Source organism: Picosynechococcus sp. NKBG15041c (assembly GCF_055380235.1).
In genome coordinates this window covers 25,708-45,050 of the sequence record NZ_AP040365.1, presented here as the reverse complement: position 1 = coordinate 45,050, position 19,343 = coordinate 25,708, and the positions used below count along the sequence as shown (strand labels likewise).

Sequence of the window (19,343 nt, the reverse complement as noted above, 5' to 3'; positions counted from 1 at the left end):
TTTACTCACTTATTTCAAATAATAAAGATGCAGTTAGAATGAATTGTTATGGGTACAGTTTGATTTTTAAAAACTGTTATGGCCACTGAGCAGCTTAACTGTAATGCCCTGCTCATCCAGGAACAAAAAATGGAGTCTAAGTTTATGACAACTTCGCCTAATAAGACTCTCTACCACACGGTAGCGGATCGGATTCACGGACTCATTAGCGAAGGCACTCTCCAGCCAGGCGATCGCCTACCATCGGTGCGAAAATTACATCGACAGTGGTCAGTCAGTATTTCGACAGTCTTAGAAGCTTATCGTCTACTTGAAGATCGAGGATTAATTGAAGCTCGTCCCCAGTCAGGCTATTTTGTCAAAACCATATTAAACTTCCTGCCTGACGAGCCTAGTCTCAGCACACCGAAATCTGCTGATAATCCTGTTGATACGTCTTTAGCCTTTCGTGTAAATAGTTCAATGTTGAACCCTAGAATCATTGGTTTAGGAGCGGCGATCGCAGGCAGTAATCTTTTACCTATAGCTACCCTCAATCGTTTGATGGGCCAAGTGTTACGGGCTAAGCCTGAAGTTGCCCATCGCTATAGTTCACCACAGGGCTGTGAAGAATTACGTCATGAAGTGGCACGTCGTCTGATAGACACTGGTTGCTCTATTACGCCAGATCAGATCGTCATTACCAATGGAGCAACAGAAGCACTCTATCTTTCCTTAAAGGCTGTTACAAAGCCTGGTGATACCGTTGCCATTGAATCTCCTACTTATCATCTCCTATTAGAAACCCTAGCGGCTCTTCATCTCCAGATTTTGGAGTTGCCTACCCATCCTCAACATGGTGTTTCACTAATACACCTCGAAGATGCTTTGAAAAATCACCAAATTTCAGCCTGTGTCCTCATTGCAAATTTTAGCAACCCCCTAGGTAGTTGCATGAGTGATTCTAAAAAGAAACAGTTAATTAGTTTAATCAATCGCTATAATATTCCACTCATTGAAGATGACATTTATGGCGATCTTAACTTTATTGGAAATCGCCCAAAAGCAATTAAATCTTTTGATACTCAGGGTTTAGTCTTGTATTGTTCATCTATCAGTAAAACATTATCACCTGGATTAAGAATTGGTTGGGCTGTACCAGGACGTTATCAGACAAAAGTTGAGCAACTAAAGATGACGACCAACTATATGACAGCAGTTGCTCCACAACTGACAATTGCTGCATTTTTAGCAAACGGTGGTTATGATCGTCATTTACGAAAATTACGACGCACTTACCAGTCACAAATGCTAAATATGACTCAAGCAATTTGTCATTACTTTCCTAAAATGACCAAAGTATCTAGGCCAAAGGGAGGCTATGTTCTTTGGATCGAGATGCCAGAGATAGTTGATACTCTTCAGCTATACGAAGATGCGCTACGTCATAATATCGCCATTGCTCCAGGTAGTATGTTTTCTTCATCTGGCAGCTATCGTAACTGTTTTCGACTGAATTTTGGTTTACCTTTCACAGAGGAAATTCAGCAAGCAATGATTATACTTGGACAACTTTTACATGAGCAGACAAAATAGATTTTACAATTCAAGACGATTTTTAATTCAAGAAAATTTGGAGAAAAATTATTATGAATACCGTAGTTCATCCAGTAAAAGGTCAGTGCCGTTGTGGCCAGGTGAAATTTGAAGTTACATCAGAGCCACTAATCACTATGGCTTGTCATTGTACGGGGTGTCAGAAAATGACTGCAAGTGCATTTAGCCTCAGTGCATTATTTCCGAATAATGCTTTTTCGGTCATATCTGGTTCACCTGTTATTGGTGGACTGCATGGGAAAACACGCCATTATTTCTGTGGACATTGCATGAGTTGGCTATTCACACGACCTGAAGGTCTAGATGATTTTGTCAATGTCCGCTCGACGATGCTAGATCACCCTCAAAATTACAAGCCATTTATGGAAACCTATACAGATGAGAAGCTAGAGTGGGTTGCGACAGGTGCAAAGCGTAGTTTTAAAAAGCTCCCGCTGCCAGAAGAGTACCCGGAGTTAATCCAGGCATACGCTAACAGTAGCAGATAGTGAAAATCACCAAAAGTTAATGGCGATATCGCTTTTTATTGAAGATATGCACTCCTTTAGTAAAAGTTTTGTACGGCGTACACTTGGCCTGTAATTGGATTTGTGACGACACCATAGCCAAAGCGTTGATAGTCGGGAGTCAATAAGTTCTCTCGATGACCTGGGCTATACATCCAACCTTTCTGAGACTCTTCAATCAGACGATAATTTAAAGTAGCGCCAATCGAACCCGAAATTTCTAGAATATTTTCACCAACACCTTGTTGACCGCCTAAGTCCGCAAAACGATCCGTTGGGGTTTTTCCTTCTGGCGTAATGTGATCATAGTATTGCCTTGCCAACATATCTTCAGCGTGTTTCTGGGCTGCTTCGGATAGTAGTGGATCTTCGGTTAGGGGAGAAAGATTGTTGAGTTGGCGATCGCGATTCACCAATTCCAGAGCCAATGCTCGACTTTCTACTAGAGAGCGGGGTTGATGGGCGTCAAATAAGCTGATTAACGGTTTTCCAATCAACCAATCCTCTCCGCCAGAACCATTGCTGAAATAGAAAAAATCTCTACTACTAACGGCGATCGCGCTTCCAATCAAGATGGCAGTCATCAAAGATTGATGAGACTTAGACCAACGGTGAGTCTTTCGGTGTCTTTTTCTTCTAAACATTGAGAAAAATATGTGGGATAAAGCGAAAACACATGGATTTTTAGATACTAAGCCAGAATTAATGGACAGTAGAGGCCATCCACCGGGAGAGCAAACAGGCCATAAATCCTGAACCTCCCGGCATCGCATCCAACTGCTGGGCTGCCCGCTGAATCATCGGGTAATGGAATTTCACCACCAGCTTCCATAAAGGTCGGCGATCGCCCTTCACTAAAGCCGTCATTGCATCCTGGATGGGCCTGAGAATGTCCCACGGAATAGGTGAAACAGGGTAATCAGGTATTTGGGCTGGGGGAGAGTCGTCATTAGCCGCTAAAACCGCTGGATTTTGCCGCTCATTTTCAGGGTCTGGGGAGCTGGATCTTGAACTGGGGAAAAAATGATCCGCTGGCTGTAACCCTTGTTGTGTGGTTGTTTCAGGAACCGGATCATTTTTCTCTATAGATAAATTATTGGTTTTCCAAAAATGATCCGCTTTGACGAGTGCGGCGTCCTCCTCCAGGTCTTCGAGGATGGTGGTTTCTTCCCAGAATTGGAAGATGGCTTCCCGGTCAATATCGCCGAAGTCGATAGGGGTGACCAACATACCATTTAGTTTTTGGCGGACGGCTTTACCCTCGGCATCTCTGGTGACATCAAGACCAAGGAGATTCTTCAGGAGGAAGACTGAGATCGCCACAGGGGATTTACGGGGGCAGTCATCCAGACCGAGCCGAAGCTGGCGGGAAAAGTCCTGACGCTGGTCATCGTCATTGAGAATCTGCTTAATCCGCTCGATGTGGGGGCAATCACTGCTTATGTAACCCCGGTTGAGGATATCGGCTAACCCAAGCTTCCGCATCGCCGCTACGGTGACAGAAAAAGTTATTTGATTCACATCATTCTGGAATAACCTGCCTTCATTGCTCTCCCGGAAGAATTGAAGCTTGCGTTCATCGCGCTGTTTAACAGCTTCCTGGTGCTGTTGGAGCCAGAAGTGGAGCTGCAGCTTGCGGTAGAAGTTGCGCTGGGTGAGATGGGCCTGGGCGATCGCCTCGGAATCATCTCCATAGAGGGTGAGTAGGTCGCCGTGAACCTCGGCACATTTATCGGGGTAGGTTTGGTCAAAGGTAGCTTTGGAAGCCTTTAAATCCTCTCCGAGCTTGGGTTTACTGGCAAGAATGTCGGCGATGTATTGCTGCACCTTCTGGTGGCAACCACCATCGAGGAGCTTGCGAATCTTCTTGCGCTGGCCCTTGTCACAGAAAGATTGCTCAATGACCTGGTAACCCTCCTTGTGGAGCTGGGCGATGACGGAGGCTCTGTAGTCCTTACCCAGCTCATTGTTGAGACAAATGCGCTCGGCAAAGGCTTTGAGCCAGGGGTTAAAGAGCCAGTTATCGCCCCAATCACCAAAGGATTTGAGGTGCTTACGAAGGAGCTGGCCATGCTTGAAATCATCGAGCAATAACTCCTGCACATTGGTGTGGCCCCCATAGCGTTGGGAGAGACTGTTGGCGGTGCTGCTGATCGCCACGAGGCGATCGCCATCATTCCTGACTCTCCCCAATTTTTGGAGGAAGGATTCAACGGATTCATGACCAGCCGCAATACCGACCACAGATTTAAAGTGGTTGCCCTTGATATTGACCCCAGTGCCAATTACCGCCGTGGCGATCGCCAATTGGTAGTGATTGAGTACCTCAATGTTCTTGGTGATTTTGTAGGCCGGATGAGAAGGGTCACGGTTGGTATCACTATCAATGCGAATCGTTGAGAGACTCTGACCAGAGAGATACTGCTCCAAAGATTGACTGCCAAAGCGACTATTGGCCTTCTGACCTGCCACGGCGATGTAGGTGGGATTATTTTCTTGGAGCTGCTGGGCCGCATAAACCAAGGCATCGGTGGTATCAGAGCAAATAATCGCTTTCCGGTTGTGACGGTATTGCTTGCGGATGAGACAAACTTCCGACGGTCGAGATTGCGTCAGGGAAACAGCCCAGTCCACGGCGATGGTTTTTAGGTCAGCATCAGCGAGGATCACCTGGTGGGCGATGCCCATGAGTTCGCCGATATAGGCCATCACCGAGGCGCGACGTTCCCGGATAGCGGTGGTGCTGTGGCAGATGTGCTCCAGGATTTGTTCAATCTCATCCCAGAACAGCACTACCTTCTGACCAGAGAAATCGTAGTGCCGGAGCTTGAGCACCGAATCCACCACCACACTGAGGCCATTGCTGGGCATTTCTAGGGGCAAAGGACTATCCGCCTCGATGTAGGTCATCTGCCATTCCTTCGCCTTCTCCGCCGCCAAACCGCGACGGTGAGACATTTGGATGGGGTAATAGCCAAGACGACGCAATTTCTCGATGTGCCGGCCCTGTTGGTAGGACTTGCCACAATTTTTCGGCACCTCCAGACCGACCACCCGGGCTTCTGTGGGCAGGGGAATCACATCATCGGGGAGATATTGCGCCCCATCGTTGATGGTGACTGTTGGGGTAATGGCAAACCGTTGGTTAATCTGGAGGGTTTTTTCTGCTGCCTCAGCCAGCTTGAAGGGTTGTAACCAGGCGTTAGGTGATCTGCGTACATAATCCCGCAGACCCTCGTCACAATCGCCTTGGGACTTATCCTGCCACTGGCCCCAATCGGCAAATTTGATGGCAGGAATGGCCTTCGCTAACTTGCCATAACCCGCATAGAGATTTTTCTTCCTGAGATTCTGGCTATCGGCGTCAGGAAGGAGGGTAAAACGCCAAACATTGTCATAGACTCCTAACAACCTTTGGACAGACTGCTCCCCAAAAATGCCACCCGCAGCCCCAACGAGGATCACCTGGGGACTATGCCGCCATTCCAGGAAGGCCCGGATTAGGGATTTGAGAGCGCCCTCACAGAATTTGAGTTCGTAGGGTTGGCTTGGGTCAAAGTCTGGAGACTTCCAAACGAATAAGGGATTTTCGCCTGTTTCCTTGAGCTGGTTACGTCCCGCAAACAGTGCCCAGTCATATTTACGCTGGGAGCGGTCATCTAAGGCTCGCTGGGCACCGCAAAACATCCCCGTGACAGCATCCACTGCTGTGATGCCATAGCCGCCCTGACAGCCAAAGAGCCAGTGTTGGGCGAGAGCAAAGTCAATTTCCTGTCGGTACAGTCCCCGCCGCAATAAATCCTCATTTTGGGCCGGGGTTAATTGGGCTGGATACCCAAGAATGTCCTGGTGACGCTCTGAAATGGTGGGCAGTTGCTCCCGTCGTGCCGCTGCTTGGGCCTGGTGCTCGGCCCGGAGTTTTGCCAATTCAGCGCGGTGTTGTTCTGGATCTAGTCCTTTTTCCCGTTCTGGGGCATACAGAGACTGACCAATGGTCGATTGACCGACAAAGCGAAATCCAGGGGGTGGATCGTTGTGACTGAAGCAATGGATCAATTCCCCAGATTGCTTACAATCGGCTTTGCGCTTGCCATTGCGGATGCCGCTACAGATGGGGCAATCGCCCTTGAGGAGGGTGAAGTTAGCCATGGCTCACCCCCATCCCAAGACGATTTACAGAAATTTTTTGGCCAAAGGGATCGCCAAATGTCAGCTTTGGGGTTAGCATACAGATACCCCCGGGTTATTAGTTCCAGATACTAATGGGCTCTTTAACCCCCCGCTTATCGAGTATTCGAGCGGAAGACCCCAGCGATGGGGCAAATGAATAACAGTCAAAAAACCCTTCTGAATCTCTCCGCGCCGGCAAGCAATGGATGATTGAGGGGTTTTTTGCTGCCTAGGCAGCTTTAGCATGATCTTTTGATCTCATCGAAAGTTGATAGTTGTGGGTTAACAGCCACATTACAATAAATTTTCTGGATCAGCACATCGAATTTGGATAGCGATAGGCGATCGCCTACTGGTCACCTTTTTGTAAGTAGCTTTACTCGGTAGATAGAAACGGGTTGAATACCGCCACTTCTGCCTTTTCGAAATCTTCCACATTGCGAGTCACAACACATAGGTCATGGACTGAGGCGATCGCCGCAATGAATAGATCCGGCTGGCTAAATGTGTAATTTTGCTTTCGTCCCCCCTCGGCCATCCAGCGCCACTCTAAAATTACATCCTCATCTACAGGCAATAGGCGATCGCCAAACCAAGGGCGTAAGGTATGTTCTAGCCACTGGATTAACTCTTGACGGAAAAGCTCATCCTCTACTCGCTCTATCCCAAAGCGAATTTCTGCCATCGTCACGGTGCTGAGATAGAACGATTGGGGAACCTGGCGATCGCTCCAAGTCTTTACCGCTGGGTGACAATTTTGTTTCCGCAGTTCTGAGATAACGTTTGTATCTAGTAACCAGCCCTTCATAGCGCTACTTTTCTAACAGGACTCCGGACACCTGACTGCTCAAAGTCCAGATCACTGAAAGGGGATTGGGAGAGCAGCTCATGGATATTGGGTTGCTTCATGAGTGGTAAAAGTTGAGCAAACTGATCCGCTGCGATGACGACAACCGCATTCTTTCCTCGTACTGTGACCAGTTGTGGCTCAGCATCCCGTGCCAGACGTACTACTTCACTAAATCGGGCTTTAGCATCCTCTAATTTCCAGGCCTGAAGATGCTCTAAACTTTGGGGCGTCGCGTCGCCAGAAGGAACTGCAAAGGAAGTCATTCTATTTGACCTGACTATATCTAGTTAGATAATAACCCATCAGTAAAATGAGCAGGCAGCCATGGATGAGGGGCTTTAAAACGGGCGATCGCCTTTGAAAAATGGCATTAACTTTGTAAATTTTCTAGCTGAACAACGACAGGGGGCAAACTACGTTTCAATGTCTGCCAAACCACCCCTAGATTGATCTGGAAATACTCATGGGCCATTACATTGCGCATGCCTGTCATGATCCGCCAAGGAATTTCGGGGTGCTGTTGCTTAATCTCTTCTGGGATGTTGGCCGTTGCTTTGCCAATGATAACGAAGTTATATAAAACCGACTGCACCAGCATTTTATCATCCTCAAATTCCTCAAAGGTAAGCCCCGCTGTAAAATCAGTGATGTCTTGGGCTGCTCGGAGAATAAATATCCTGGATTCTGAGTTGCCAATCCCGTGAAGTCTTAGAAGGCACGGATGACGTCCTCTAAAACGGGTTCTCGCAGGTGCTCTCGCAAAGACTGCTCCATACCCAGATCTACCTTGCAGCCGAATAAGTCTTCCAGAAAATAACGCACTGCGAGTAATTCAAAGAGGGAAGGTATATTTTCAAACTCCACCAAAAAATCTAAATCACTGCCCTCGGTGGCCTCATTTCTGGCTACAGAGCCAAAGAGTCGGAGTGATGTCACCCCCATTTGCTCCAACTCAGGGCGATGTAAAGCGAGTTGTTGTAGTACCCAATCTCGATTTAGTTGTTGCATATCTATTTCAGTGCCAAAATTTTAAATTTGGTACCATCCTTGCTGTCATTGTAAGGCTAAGCATCGAATCTCCGACTTTGGATTAGGGCCATAATCGTGGCTGCCCATTTTTGTCAGAGTCACGCTAAAAAGTTTCAACATCTCAAAAATCCTTTCAAAATTCCGACCAGAGGAAATGTGCTGCCGACTATGGAGATTGTGCCCCGCCAGAAAAAACCTCCAGAGGTGTATAAGGTGTGGGGAAATTGCCTCTTCATGACCCGTAACTCAGCGGCAGTGGCTGATGAGCATTGTGTGATGGTTGAGTGGAGACCTGATGAGACTGTGCTAACCCTCCAGTGATTACTTGCCCTCTGTCTGGTGGATTTTCTCAACAAGTCCGATGAATCCGACTGTTATCGCCAATGTCAGGATTTTTTATTCCCCGGGGTTTTAGCAAAGCAACACCAAACCGCCAACAGAGAGCCATAAATCAAACACCAGCCCTAACAGTAATACAAACTTACCTTTCAAACTTGAATCGGTGTCCGCCATTTTTTTATGAAAAGGGCTGAGCCGAAACAAAAAACCGTCGAATATCGGACGACTTAAAACACCTTTAGTGAAGTTGTGTAACAAAATGCGGGCTTTTATCCGTGTTTTATCCGTTCTTTCTGGGGCATTTCCTCTTCATCAGTAGGAGGAAAAAATTATGTCCAAACTCAAAATTGTGATTGACCCCGGTAGTAGTGCCACGAAGGTGGCCTATTGCCTAGAGAATGCTTCTAGCCAATGTTTTGTGATGTCCCCCTATTGCGCAGCAGTGCCTCCAGACTACCCGAGATCCTCTGGGTGGATGATGGGGTATACCCATGTGGAGAATGCTTGGGTATCCCATGGCGATGCCTGCTATCTCCTGGGTGCTGCTGCTAAGAAGTTTCAGGGTTCTGCGGTGCGCAACAATGACCTGAAATACATCAAGGCCCTGTACAAAATTCTGGGAGTCCTATCCCATATCCAAACCCAGCTTCAGGAATCACCAACCATAGACCTGGGGATTCTATTGCCCTTGGATGAATATGTCACAAAAGACTACCTAGAAGAGAGTCTCATGGCAGCCCAGGAGCGGTTTGAATACTGTGGGCGATTACTCTCATTAGACATCAATGAAATCACCATCTGTCCAGAGGGGGCAGGACTCTTTCTCCAGGGATTACCAAGCAAAATTAATCCCCGGTCAGGACGGGTGGCAGTGTTGGTGATTGGCCATCGCAATGCCTCATGGCTAGTGACCGATAAAGGTTCTCCCCTAGTGGCGGAATCAGTGACCAATAACCTCGGCTTTCGTTGGCTCGTCCAAGAAATGCAGCGTCGCACAGGCCATAAAGATGAAATTACCCTGGCCGAAATGATTTTCACAGGTAAGCATCACGATAGAGCAGTGCACCAGGCCATGGAAGTATGCCTTCCCCTCTACTGGCAACAAGTCCAGGACTTTCTGGCAGAACAACAACCTGTGGACTATGTGGTGTGTGGTGGCGGGGCAGCACTCCTCCTGAAGCAGGAAATTACCAGTCATCTATCAGGAAAGGTGAGTTGGGCCAATCATCTGGTGCGGGGACTGGTGAAATCAGGCATCAAAGACCGGGTGATGGCCCATCGTTTGGTGGATGGTTACGGACTTTTACACAGCCTATAGGAATAGGAGCAATAGGAATAAGAACAATGAAAAAAATGAGCAAACAACACTTTTTTCGCAGTGAAGCAAATAGTCCCCTGCGGCAGATCCTAGAAGACCTAAAACAGAGCGAGGGCCAGAGCCTGCAAAAAGAACTGGCAGACGCCCTCTTGATTTTGCACTATCCCCGGCTGTTACAGAAGCAGGGCGCGACGGCAGAACAGATTCAGTGTCAGGCGGAACTATCAATCCGGCGACTATCCCAGGAAATCAACCAACTGACTGCTCTGGTGAATAGCCTTGCTAAACCATCGTCAGATTTAGCTTCAGCAACAGAGCCACGGACATTGGCACGATTTGAAGAACTCGATGGGGATGAAGATGAGGCCAATGCTGAACTCCATTTCAATTTCAACCTATCCGCGAAGGACACCTTTTGAGGCAATTGACCAATGAATAAACAAGACATCATCAGCCAGTACAAAACATCGATGGCAAAGCTTAATGAAGTATTACGGGCTTTAGCAATTGACCCCAACACAGAGGTATTTACGCCAGAACAGACAGCCTTGCTGGAGCAGGTCTGGCATTTTGTGCGTCAGGAGAATAAAACCTACAAACAAGCGATCTCCTTGGTCACCCATCAATCCATTGAATCTGTAGTGCTAGAGCCTAAAGTTACGGATTTCCTAAAACGAGAATCAACGACCTATGCCGACCAGGTCATAGAAGAGACCCCAGGCATCATCAAGGAACAACAGGCTGCCATACGTCGATATATCATCGACTCCTTCTGGAAACGGATCAATGAGATTGGGTGTTCCGAGGAATTTCAGCGGAGATTTGATGCCGCCCTGTATGGAGACGAAACTTTAGATGTTTCCGATATCTCCATACAGCCAGAGGAATCAGCCACCGCTATTGGAGAGCTCCCCGCCTGACAATGAATAGTCTCCTCAGGGAAGAATCAACTTCCCTTGGTAAATTCTGAGCATGGCTCATTCATTCATGACCCCCACTACGGGGTCTTTTTTGTGGCAACTTCAAATATGGGACAGCAAAAAAACTAGCAAAGGAAGCAAATGAAATCAGTACGCTTGTTTGTAAATGATTCTGATGGCTTAGTGTTGGTTTTTTACTGGGAATTTGGTGGTGCTTTGCTAAAGTCCCAGCAGGCGAAAATAATTCTATTGGCAATAATCAGCGAATTATTAGAGCTTATTGAGAAAATCCAACAAACAGAGAGCAAACAACCATTGAAAAGCCAGCATACTTGCACCGAGTTCCCACCACATAAATAGAAATAACCAAGCATCTGTTATCGATTACCTGCTGGTGATTAAGAGAAAATTTCCCCACACCTGACGCACCTCTGGAGATTTTTTTTGATGGGGGAAAAATATTCTATATTCTGAGGCTGATTTTCCCTTGTCAAAAAAGATAGTAAATTTCAACTATTTGTGCTGTTGCTGTTTTTCTTTTGGGGTGATCGCCTGATGTCTGATAGAAATCAGGAAAGATTCAGAGAAATTTAAAGAAGCCCCCAAGACAATTTAAGGCAAAAAAAGGAATAAAAAGTACCATCATGGCGATCGCTTGAATTGAGAATGGAAACAATTGTTTTCAGAACCAAAACTGCCCCATCCCTGAGGCGGAATCTTTGATTAACTATGCCGCTGCTTTCTGAGATTTGAGGCGATCGCAAATCCGCTTAACTTGCATTGCTGACCATGCCTTACCTCGTTTTGTGGGGATACCTTCAGCATTGAGATATCCCGCTCCCCATCGACTGATTCAAACCCGAACGCAGGTGACCCATAGGCATAACCGCCCTTTTCAGCTTTGGCGCGTCTACCCCCCTGGATTCGTTAATAATGTCTCTCTCTAGTTTGGCGACAGCAGGCATCATAGTGAGGATCATGTAGCCCTGTGGCCCTGTAGTATAAAAAGATTAATGCTTTTTTGGCAGGTTGTAGAACATCGTCTACCAGTGTCAGAACATCACGGGTATTTCTGGCTAGTCTGTCTAATTTAGCCGCGATAATTCCATCCGCCTCATCCCGAACCATATCTAAGGCCGCTTGGAATTGGGGGCGATCGCCAGTCTGCTTACCTAAACCAACCTCCTTAAAAATGCCGATAAGTTCGTGTCCGAAGGCGTAGCAATAAGCCTCAATCTTTTTCTGCTGCTCTGCTAAGGAGGTGTTTTTTGCCTGCGATTCACTGGAAACCCTGATATATCCTAGCAGTTTCACTTTTAGGATGTGTGTGAGTTTCTTCTAAAAGTCAGCCTGATAATACTCTCCTTGGCTGAACAGAAAAAGAGAATCGAAGCCTAGTGTCAGGCATTTAGACAAAGAGCAGTGGAAGGTGAATTACTAGATCTGTTTTTCCTTGCAAAAGTATTTTCTAGTAAACGAGTTGAGTAATGGATTTCAATTTAGATTAGAGGGGTCTGCGATAGATAAAAGTTTAGAAAGAAGTGCCACTCGTACAAACTGTTTCAAGAACTGCGCAGTCATAGCCACCATAATCAGAACAGGTATCAATTGCATAGTATTCTGCGAGATCTGGGTTTTCACCCCAACCAGAACCATAGCTACCATTAGAAGCAACCGCTAGTGAACCACAAGCATTGCTAAACCAAACAAGACTTTCACAATCACCTGTCCCATTAGATCTTTGATTACATTGGTTTTGGGCAATATTAATGGCAGCTTGTTGATTGGAATAATCATAGGAGTACCCATAGGTGCCTGTCTTTGGAGAGTAAGAAATAGCACCAAAATAATTTTGTGCTAATACAGGGCCAGAAGAGAGCAAAGGAAAAATCCCAAGGAAAATGAAATGAGATGTCCAGTGTGTGAGAAATCTTGAGAGAAACATTGAAGCGACCTTGACTTTTAACTCCAAGTATAAATGATGTACTTGAAAATATTGGACTGGTAGCAATAAAGAGATAATGACGAATTGTAGCAATGGATAAAATTTCACGGTAGTCTAATGTGATTGAAGATATACTTCGGGAGAGCTAGACTATGTCTAATAAAGTGCGGCACTCTTTGTCTTAAAGTTGCGATTTAAGCAAGACACACTAAATTTTCCGCTCAAATAAGATTTTTTCAATACAGATAAACTAACTTTTACGTCGGATGAATTGGAGCGTTTGGAAGTTTTACGGCAGAAGTTATTATCAGAGGAGTTTTAGGTGATCGCCAAATTGCAATTGCAAGTCAAGCGAAAACAGCTTGATGAAAAGTTAAGGCAGTTAGAGCAAGAGCAAAATCGTCTGAAACTGCGAGAGAATCTGAAGGAACGCATACAAGCCGCCAAAGATGGGATTAGAACGATTGCCGACCAAGCTCGAAGGAAGCTGCACGTTAAGGATGATGGGTGATCTTGTTTTCTAAAATAGATTTGTTAACCTAACTGAGAAGGCGATCGCCATGACTCTACAAGATATCCAATCCCAAATCTTGAAATTATCAACCCAAGATAAATGGCAGCTCGTCCAAACCCTTTTAAATGCCATCCAACAGGATACTACTGCCTCAATTACTGCGCCGAAAACCTATCCCCTACGCGGTTTACCCATCACCATTAGCGAAAACTTTGACGATCCCATGCCCGAACTCTGGGAGGCATTAGCAGAATGATTCTCCTAGATACTCATACATGGCTATGGTTACTCCATGATCCTGACTAATTATCTACCCCAGCCCAAAGCATCATCACTGAAGCTGAAAACAGTAACAGTATTCTTATTTCCAGTATTTCAGTCTGGGAAATTGCTACCAAACAGAACCTGAATAAACTACAGCTCCCCTTACCCATTAACCAATGGTTTAAACTAGCCCAACAACAACCTGGTACAACTATTGAACTTCTTATGCCCCTCGATGCTATCCACAGTGCCAACCTCCCTGGAGAATTTCATAAAGACCTAGCTGACCGAATATTAGTGGCGATCGCCTGACGCTATGACGTCCCTTTGATTACTTGCGATCAAAAAATCTTGAACTATCCTCACGTCAAAACTATCTCGTAATGGTTTGCATCTGGTCGCTAAGTTTGTGAGCTGTCCTCAGATGAAAGTCTTTTTGACGGTTCGCCATATGGACTAGCGAGCGCATTTGAACAGAAACCTTGTGATCTAAGGCCAATTGGATAAGGTTGAATGGCTCCTCGTCATTAACCTCAAATTGTTCTTGATACCGCCGCCGCTCCTCAGTGGCCTTTTGTTTCTCAAGCTTCTTAATCTCAATGAGATCGCGGGCCTCTTCAATAAATGCAGCCGGCAAAACTTTTGGCATTGTTTATGTGGGTACAGTCGTTCTATAACGCTGTAAGGCAGGATTATCCTACTACAACTCACACTGAATCTATGTGTTGGAACAACAGCCGATATAAAAATCGACGTAGGTTTTAACAAATTTTTTCTTTCTGCATTACAGAGTATTACCATTTTCGGTGTAGCGTTATACCAAATCAATAAATTGCGGATACAGATAATCCCTGAATCCATCCACTAATATCCCTCTGCACATCCTCTAGCTTCTTATAAATTCACCATTTCACTGCCCTCTTCAATGCCTGCAAGACTCACTCAGTCCACTTCAGGGAATGCTTATTTATTGAGAGTAGAAGCACAAAAGCAAAAAGGGACATTGCCGTAACGCCCCCAGTTGAGTGTTTGATCAGGATTCGTGATCTCAGTAATTGAGACGAGTCTTGATACTTGATGTCGTTTCAGCTGATAGGTTATGACCCATGGGTTAACGCAGGGGCAGCTTGGACTTGGGCTAAGAATTTCGCATATTCATCGCCTACCATAAAGTTCAGATACCGATCTGACATATCACTGGTGAGGAGTTCTAGAAGAACTGTGTTTTCGAGCCAAAATTCGATCACCGCGAAGGGACCGCGATCGCAGAAACGACAGATCCAGCCTTCCCGGGCAGCAATTTCCTGAATGGTGGATAGGCTAATGGGCACAGATAGGGCAGCATGGACATGGGTGAAATTGGAGCGATCGCCGACCTGTTTGCTCGCATCCACTGCTTCATCCCCTGGGATCAAAACGACATCGGCAGGGAAAATTTCGATCGCTGTACCATGAGCATCATTGGCGATCGCAATATAAGCACCTGGGTGAATGGGAAATTCAAAAAATTGTCCGTGCATGAGTTCAGCTAGGACTTTTGCGACTCGGGCAGGTTGATGGGTGGCAAGAGAAAGATGGTGAAGCATTGTTATCTCTCCATTAAATGGGGTTTGAGTGTCTTGTAAATATCCTGTTTGATATCTTTTGGACCTCTTTTGGATATCTTCTAGTTTGCGTTTTCCCTCGCTGTAATTCCAGGGAAGATAAGTAAACTTAAGGAGTAACTTAAGGGGAAAGATCAAGAGCAACTTAAGGAGCAACCAAACGGAATCTTAGAGTTAGGGCGATATGGGACGTAAACGGGGTGTTGTTTTAAGTGACAGTGGTGATCGCCGCTTACAGATTGCCAAATTGCAGCTTGCCCAACAAACCTCCCAGGGAAAAACCGCCTGGACACTAGAGCAGTTAAGTGAACACACCCAACTTTCAGAGAAAACCGTCGCGAAAATTGTTGGTCGTCAAATTGCCGTTGATAAACAAAGTCTGGAGCTATTTTTTGCTGCGTTTCAGTTAGTCCTAGAACTGACTGATTATGACTATCCCGACTCTGCTATGAGTCCCCAAACTGGGGCATCACCGACCCAAAACCTGACGGTGAACTGGGGGGAAGCGCCCGATGTTTCAGTCTTTTATGGCAGAGACGAGGAATTAAACCAACTGCATCGCTGGTTACAAGGGGATGCGCCCGCCCGTTGTATTGGCATCTTTGGGATGGGCGGTATTGGTAAAACGTCTTTGGTGACGACCTTTGTACATCAAGTGGTGGAGGCGGTGGATTGTGCCTATGGGTTTGAGTTTGTGATTTGGCGATCGCTGCGTAATGCCCCCACCCTGACGCAAATTTTAGGGGAATGGATTAGCCTGGTTTCCCGTCAGCAAGACTCCATGGCAACGACGGCAAATCTCCTGCCCTATCTGCAAAAACACCGCTGTTTGTTGGTTTTAGATAATGGTGAAACGATTTTAAATACGGGGCAATCGGGGCGCTATCGTCCGGGCTATGAGGATTATGGAGAATTAATTCGTCTGTTTGGGGAAGTGTCCCACCGCAGTTGTTTGATCTTGACCAGTCGTGAGAAGTCTTTGGAATTTATCACCCTGGAAGGGGAATTATACCCAGTGCGATCGCTCAATTTACAAGGGGCAAACCAAGCGATTCCGGCACTTCTACAGGCGAAGGGCTTAACAGGTACACCGACACAATTGGCGCAATTAGCGGCAAGGTATGGGGGCAGTCCCCTGGCGATTAAGATGATTGCCACGGTGATTCAGGATGTGTTTGCGGGGGATATGGCGGCATTTTTAGGGCAGGAGATGGTGCTGTTTGGTGGTATTCGTCACCTGTTGGATCAGCAGTTCGCACGGTTGTCTCCCCTGGAAAAGACTTTGATGTATTGGTTGGCGATCGCCCGGGATTGGGTCACTCTGGCGGAATTGCAGGGTTATCTCTTGCCGCCTGTGCCCTTGGGGGCGGTGGTGGAAGCCTTGGCGAGTTTACATTGGCGATCGCTCATCCAGATTCAAGGTCAACGCTACACCCAACAGCCCTTGGTGATGGAATATATGACGGAAAGCTTGGTGGAACAGCTTTGTTGCGCCTTAATCAATTGGGGACTCAATGGTGATCCGAACGAGCCATCGACCCGGGGTTTGCTCCATTGCCATGCCATTTTGTTTGCCAATGCGAAGGAGATGATTCGGGTCAGTCAGGAGCGCTTGATTGTGGGGGCATTAGTGGCGCAACTCCAGTCCCATTTTGGTTGCCAAGGGGCGATCGCCAATCATCTCAAGGGGGTCTTAGCCCAGCTCCAACAACAGGTTGAACCCAAAGTTTTGACAGGACAGCAAGCACCTCAACCCAGCTATGGGGCGGGTAATCTGCTCAATTTATTAGTTCATTTGCAGGCGGATCTTCGGGGGATTAACTGTGCAGGTTTGGCTGTGTGGCAGGGCTATTTACCGAAAATTCCCTTGCCCCAAACGGACTTTCGTTACAGTGATGTCAGCCATTCTGTGTTAGCGCAGACCTTTAGTGCAGTGTTTGCCGTTGCCTTTAGTCCCTGCGGTCAGTACTTTGCCACGGGAGAAATTAATGGTTATCTCCGTCTCTGGCGGGTGCAGGATGGTCAGCTCATGTGGGCAGTGCGTGCTTGCCAAGCCTGGGTCTGGGCGATCGCCTGTAGTCCGAGTGGAACTTATTTTGCCGCTGCCACGGGGGATCGGGAAATTAGTCTGTGGTATCGGGAGGATGGCACCAAAGCCAAGGTTTTCCAAGGTCATGGGGATCAACTCCATCAAGTTGTCTTTGATCCGACGGAAACCTATTTAGCCTCCGCCAGTGGTGATGGCACGGTACGACTGTGGGATTTAGCGACGGGCGAAATGCTCCATACCTTTGCGGGTCATGGCTCCCATGCCTATGGGGTTTGTTTTAGTCCCGATGGATCTATGCTGGCGACGGCGGGCAGCAATCAACAGATCTTTTGCTGGGATGTGCGCACGGGTCATCTGCGTCAAACTTTGGGGAGTAGCCCAGAGGCAAGCGGTACAAGCTTAGAAGGTCACACCTCAGTCATCTATAGCATTGATATCAATCCCCAGGGCGATCGCCTCATTAGTGGTAGCGGTGATCATTGCCTGAAATTATGGGATCTCACCACCGGTCAATTACTCCAAACCCTAACGGGGCATTCTTCCCATGTGTTGTCGGTCAAATTTAGTCCCGATGGCATGGCGATCGCCAGCAGTAGCAGTGACTTTACCATTCGCCTGTGGGATAGCCAGAGCGGTGCACCACAATCTTTACTCCAAGCCCATATGAACTGGGTGCGTACCGTGACCTTCAGCCCCGACGGTCAAACCCTGCTCTCCGCCAGTAGCGACTACACCATCCGCCTATGGCAGGTCAAAACGGGACATTTACAACGCACTTGGTTCGGCTATAACCAATGGGTTTGGTCGCTGGAATTACTCCCCCAACAGTGCATTGCTGGAGGTTTAGGGGATGGTTCTATTGGGATTTGGGAAGCCATTTCCGGCAAGTTAACTCGCATTTTATCAAGTCATCAAAGTTGGGTACTTTGTCTAACGATCAACCCTGCCCAAACCCTTTTAGCCAGTGGCAGCGGCGACAATACCATTCACCTCCACCATTATCCCAGTGGCAAAACCCTGCGAATTCTCAAGGGACATCATGGTCAAGTCCTAGGTCTCCAATTCAGTCCGACGGCGCCGCTGCTGGCAAGTGGGAGTAGTGATTATCAGATTTGTCTGTGGGATGTGGAGCGGGGGCAGGTTGTTCGTCGTTTGGCAGCCCATCAAGATTGGGTGCGTTCCTTATGCTTTAGCCCTGATGGTCAATGGTTAGCCAGTGGTAGCCAAGATGGGACAGCAAAAATTTGGGCGGTTGCCACGGGGGAATGTGTGCGGACTTTTGATCAGTTTCAAGGTTGGGTCTGGAGTGTCGCGTTCCATCCTCAACAAGCGCTGTTGGCGATCGCCTGTGGTCAGGAAGTCACCACTTGGGATCTCACCACGGGTCAACATCTGCAAACTTACCGGGGTGCAACCTCTTGGGTACGGAGTATTTGCTTTAGTCCCGATGGTCAATGGTTAGCCGGGGGAGGGCAGGATCAGTGCATTCACCTGTGGGCAGTTGTCAAACCAGACCATCACCGCTGTTTTCAGGGTCACAGCCAAACGATTTTGGGTCTTAAATTTATGGAAAATGGCATAGATAACAATCTGCAACTAGTGAGCAGTAGCGCCGATGAAACCTTAAAAATTTGGGACATTACCACTGGGCTGTGTCAACAAACCCTACAACCGGAACGGCTCTATGCGGGTATGCAAATCACAGGTCTGCGGGGGTTAGCTCCAGGGGCGATCGCCAATCTGCAATCTTTAGGGGCGATCGAGGACTCCTCCAGTTAAAGGACGAGGAGCCGCTAACCCGTAAGAATGGATTATTAACGAAAGATTAGGCAGTGGTGATCGCCGTCTGAAATTTTCAGAACCTACCCGAATCGGTTATCGAATTTTTGGATCCCGATGTCTCATCATCGACTGATTTATATAAATTCATCAATAGATTCAAAAAAGAAAGACAGTAATTTTGTACTAATTTTTGCGATACAGAGGATTTGCTACAACTTACGCACTCACTGGGGCGGCGGAAATGCCATAGAAGTCGCTAATTTTCAATAATTCACAGAAAACAGGGGTTTATTAATGATCAAAAGAGGGGGAATCTATAGCAAATCCTATGCATGGGGAAAGCATCATTCACTGATCAGATCGAGGAAATTCCCCCACATATTACGTACCTCTGGAAGATTTTTTTGATGGGGGAAAAATATCTATATTTTGAGGCTAATTTTCCCTTGTTAAAAA

The 19,343-nt window shown here is 46.9% G+C and carries 19 protein-coding genes; 9 read left to right on the top strand and 10 right to left on the bottom strand.

Annotated features, from left to right (window positions below):
- Positions 1-144 precede the first annotated feature (144 nt).
- Positions 145-1,575, top strand: a complete 1,431-nt coding sequence (locus ACZ45B_RS14410; protein WP_201766609.1) for an aminotransferase-like domain-containing protein — start codon at positions 145-147, stop codon at positions 1,573-1,575.
- Positions 1,576-1,628: 53 nt separating this feature from the next.
- Positions 1,629-2,084, top strand: coding sequence for a GFA family protein (locus ACZ45B_RS14405; protein WP_024547078.1), 456 nt, complete (start codon positions 1,629-1,631; stop codon positions 2,082-2,084).
- Positions 2,085-2,140: 56 nt separating this feature from the next.
- On the opposite strand, the gene ACZ45B_RS14400 is transcribed toward ACZ45B_RS14405, so the two are convergent.
- From ACZ45B_RS14400 to ACZ45B_RS14375, 6 genes are all read right to left on the bottom strand, one after another.
- On the bottom strand, positions 2,141-2,686 hold the full coding sequence (locus ACZ45B_RS14400) for a CAP domain-containing protein (RefSeq protein ID WP_024547079.1): 546 nt from the start codon (positions 2,684-2,686) through the stop codon (positions 2,141-2,143).
- A gap of 118 nt (positions 2,687-2,804) precedes the next feature.
- Positions 2,805-6,251, bottom strand: coding sequence for a plasmid replication protein, CyRepA1 family (locus tag ACZ45B_RS14395; protein WP_464675039.1), 3,447 nt, complete (start codon positions 6,249-6,251; stop codon positions 2,805-2,807).
- A gap of 397 nt (positions 6,252-6,648) precedes the next feature.
- A complete protein-coding gene (locus tag ACZ45B_RS14390) occupies positions 6,649-7,080 on the bottom strand; it encodes a type II toxin-antitoxin system VapC family toxin (protein ID WP_024547188.1) in 432 nt (143 codons plus the stop codon).
- Entirely contained in the window at positions 7,077-7,385 is a 309-nt protein-coding gene (locus ACZ45B_RS14385) for a type II toxin-antitoxin system Phd/YefM family antitoxin (RefSeq protein WP_024547187.1), read from the bottom strand. Before ACZ45B_RS14385 ends, ACZ45B_RS14390 begins: the two co-directional genes overlap by 4 nt.
- Before the next feature lie 107 nt (positions 7,386-7,492).
- On the bottom strand, positions 7,493-7,771 hold the full coding sequence (locus tag ACZ45B_RS14380; protein ID WP_236612556.1) for a HepT-like ribonuclease domain-containing protein: 279 nt from the start codon (positions 7,769-7,771) through the stop codon (positions 7,493-7,495).
- Positions 7,772-7,830: 59 nt separating this feature from the next.
- Entirely contained in the window at positions 7,831-8,130 is a 300-nt protein-coding gene (locus tag ACZ45B_RS14375) for a nucleotidyltransferase family protein (protein WP_024547186.1), read from the bottom strand.
- Positions 8,131-8,226: 96 nt separating this feature from the next.
- On the opposite strand from ACZ45B_RS14375, the gene ACZ45B_RS14370 reads away from it, so the two are divergent.
- The 5 genes from ACZ45B_RS14370 (at position 8,227) to ACZ45B_RS14350 (ending at position 11,088) form a co-directional block, all read left to right on the top strand.
- Positions 8,227-8,472, top strand: a complete 246-nt coding sequence (locus ACZ45B_RS14370) for a hypothetical protein (protein WP_024547185.1) — start codon at positions 8,227-8,229, stop codon at positions 8,470-8,472.
- A gap of 349 nt (positions 8,473-8,821) precedes the next feature.
- Positions 8,822-9,808 carry a ParM/StbA family protein gene (locus tag ACZ45B_RS14365; RefSeq protein ID WP_464675038.1) on the top strand — a complete coding sequence of 329 codons (987 nt, stop codon included), beginning with the start codon at positions 8,822-8,824 and terminating at the stop codon, positions 9,806-9,808.
- A gap of 35 nt (positions 9,809-9,843) precedes the next feature.
- Complete coding sequence (locus ACZ45B_RS14360) at positions 9,844-10,227, top strand: hypothetical protein (protein ID WP_081699692.1); 384 nt, start codon at positions 9,844-9,846, stop codon at positions 10,225-10,227.
- A gap of 12 nt (positions 10,228-10,239) precedes the next feature.
- Positions 10,240-10,728 (top strand): hypothetical protein, encoded by a 489-nt coding sequence (locus tag ACZ45B_RS14355; protein WP_464675037.1) that lies wholly within the window; start codon positions 10,240-10,242, stop codon positions 10,726-10,728.
- A gap of 141 nt (positions 10,729-10,869) precedes the next feature.
- A complete protein-coding gene (locus tag ACZ45B_RS14350) occupies positions 10,870-11,088 on the top strand; it encodes a hypothetical protein (RefSeq protein ID WP_038028016.1) in 219 nt (72 codons plus the stop codon).
- A 567-nt stretch (positions 11,089-11,655) separates the two neighbouring features.
- On the opposite strand, the gene ACZ45B_RS14345 is transcribed toward ACZ45B_RS14350, so the two are convergent.
- Together ACZ45B_RS14345 and ACZ45B_RS14340 are read right to left on the bottom strand one after the other, a co-directional pair.
- The gene (locus ACZ45B_RS14345) at positions 11,656-12,042 is read right to left on the bottom strand and encodes a recombinase family protein (protein WP_024546996.1); all 387 of its coding nucleotides are present in this window, start codon (positions 12,040-12,042) and stop codon (positions 11,656-11,658) included.
- A gap of 217 nt (positions 12,043-12,259) precedes the next feature.
- Complete coding sequence (locus ACZ45B_RS14340; RefSeq protein ID WP_024546995.1) at positions 12,260-12,610, bottom strand: DUF4189 domain-containing protein; 351 nt, start codon at positions 12,608-12,610, stop codon at positions 12,260-12,262.
- Between the two features lie 623 nt (positions 12,611-13,233).
- Between ACZ45B_RS14340 and ACZ45B_RS14335 the strand changes: the two genes are divergently transcribed.
- The gene (locus ACZ45B_RS14335) at positions 13,234-13,443 is read left to right on the top strand and encodes a hypothetical protein (RefSeq protein WP_024546993.1); all 210 of its coding nucleotides are present in this window, start codon (positions 13,234-13,236) and stop codon (positions 13,441-13,443) included.
- 381 nt (positions 13,444-13,824) lie between these two features.
- Here the strand turns inward: ACZ45B_RS14335 and ACZ45B_RS14330 are convergent, their stop codons facing one another.
- The gene (locus tag ACZ45B_RS14330; protein ID WP_024546992.1) at positions 13,825-14,100 is read right to left on the bottom strand and encodes a hypothetical protein; all 276 of its coding nucleotides are present in this window, start codon (positions 14,098-14,100) and stop codon (positions 13,825-13,827) included.
- Between the two features lie 448 nt (positions 14,101-14,548).
- On the bottom strand, positions 14,549-15,037 hold the full coding sequence (locus ACZ45B_RS14325; RefSeq protein ID WP_024546991.1) for a hypothetical protein: 489 nt from the start codon (positions 15,035-15,037) through the stop codon (positions 14,549-14,551).
- Between the two features lie 202 nt (positions 15,038-15,239).
- Here ACZ45B_RS14325 and ACZ45B_RS14320 point away from each other — a divergent pair, with 202 nt between their 5' ends.
- On the top strand, positions 15,240-18,884 hold the full coding sequence (locus ACZ45B_RS14320; protein ID WP_024546990.1) for a WD40 repeat domain-containing protein: 3,645 nt from the start codon (positions 15,240-15,242) through the stop codon (positions 18,882-18,884).
- Positions 18,885-19,343 lie beyond the last annotated feature (459 nt).